The organism is Sphingobacterium sp. N143, assembly GCF_030325625.1.
Classification (GTDB): Bacteria; Bacteroidota; Bacteroidia; order Sphingobacteriales; family Sphingobacteriaceae; genus Sphingobacterium.
Window position 1 is genome coordinate 1 of sequence record NZ_JACAIS010000020.1, and the last position, 1,496, is coordinate 1,496.

The window sequence follows — 1,496 nt, forward strand, 5'->3', positions numbered from 1 at the left end:
TTGTATGTCTTCAAACTAAATTAGACACATAGGTCAAATTCCTTAAGGAGTATTTTGCGTTATAAATTTATTAATTTTTGATGATTGTACAATTTTCTTCTTCGCTGTATTGAATCGGCTTTTATGCGTTTTCTTTTTTCGATGATCTGCTCAGATCGTCCATAATAGATGTCTGCTGGTGTCAGGTTATTCAGCGATTCGTGATAACGGCGGTTGTTATAGTTGTCCACAAACTTTTCCAGGGCTTCGATAAGCTCTTCAGGATGGTAAAAATGGTTTAATTTTACCACGTTTTTCATCGTCCTATGATACCGCTCAATTTTCCCCTGTGTCTGCGTATGCATCGGTCTTCCGTGGACCTGTTTCATCTTTAAAGCTTCTTTTAGATAAGTTTTCAGCTCGTTTGAGACATAACAAGGTCCGTTATCAGAAAGCAACTTCGGTTTGGCTTTCGATTTTAACCTTGCTTTCTCAATGGCTGTATTTACCGTCCTTTTCACATCTTCTGCATTCATTGAATCGCATAGCTCCCAGTGGATGATGTAGCGGCTGTAATCATCCAAAACCGTGCTCAGGTAATACCATCCCCAACCGACAATCTTGAAATACGTGAAGTCGGTCTGCCACATTTGGTGCACAAACTCCGTCTTGTCTTTAAACTCATTTGCTGCTGAAAGAAGGAAATGATTCGGCGCCGGGATCAGATTTCTTTGCTTCAGAATCCGGTAAACGCTGGATTCTGAGATAAAAATACCCTGTTCATCGGTGATCTTGTACGCCAGTTCCCGGGAGGATAATTCGGAGTGTTCCAGAGCTACTTCAACCACTAGGTCTTTTTGGTCTTCGGGAATGCTGTTCCATTGTCTTTTATAAGTTCTATAGCCTTGTTTCAAGCCATCATAACCGTTTTCAAGATACTTCTGATACCATCTATAGAATGTACTTCTAGCGATCCCGAAGCTTGCTAAGGTGCGTTTCACACCGATTTCACTCGTGGTAACGGTCTGAATGATTTCGTATTTCTCACCTGCTGATAATCTCATATATTTCCGATATTTATGGATTAATCCAGCATGTCCAAACTTTTTTTTATAATATCGTAACGCAATACCAGATCGGCTACCATCTCTTTCAACCGGGCATTTTCTTTCTTTAAATCTGAAACTTCATCGCTGGTAGCTTCACGTACAACATCTCCATTGAGACGTTTTTTGCCAGCTTCCATAAACTCTTTGTTCCAAGCGTAGAACTGGGACTGGGCGATGCTGTGCTTTCTGCATAATTCTGCCACAGAGGTCTCGGCTCTAAGACCCTCCATAACGATCAAAATCTTCTGTTCGGCTGTAAAGATCCTGCGCGTATTTTTTCGAATGTCTTTTACAAATGATTCCGTACTCTTTTTCTTTGGTGTTCCCATAATTAAATCTAATGCTTTTTGATGAAAACACTCCTTATGATTTTAAATTAACGTGTCCACTTTTTGCTGACGATTTACA

1 protein-coding gene is annotated in these 1,496 nt (G+C 40.2%); it reads right to left on the reverse strand.

The window, feature by feature from the left end; translation table 11 throughout:
- Positions 1–59: 59 nt before the first annotated feature.
- Positions 60–1,417 (reverse strand): IS3 family transposase gene (locus HX021_RS21635; protein WP_502959026.1). Its coding sequence is split into 2 segments (ribosomal slippage): positions 60–1,102 and positions 1,102–1,417, totalling 1,359 coding nucleotides; the frame shifts between segments, so codons are not numbered across the junction.
- Positions 1,418–1,496: the final 79 nt, after the last annotated feature.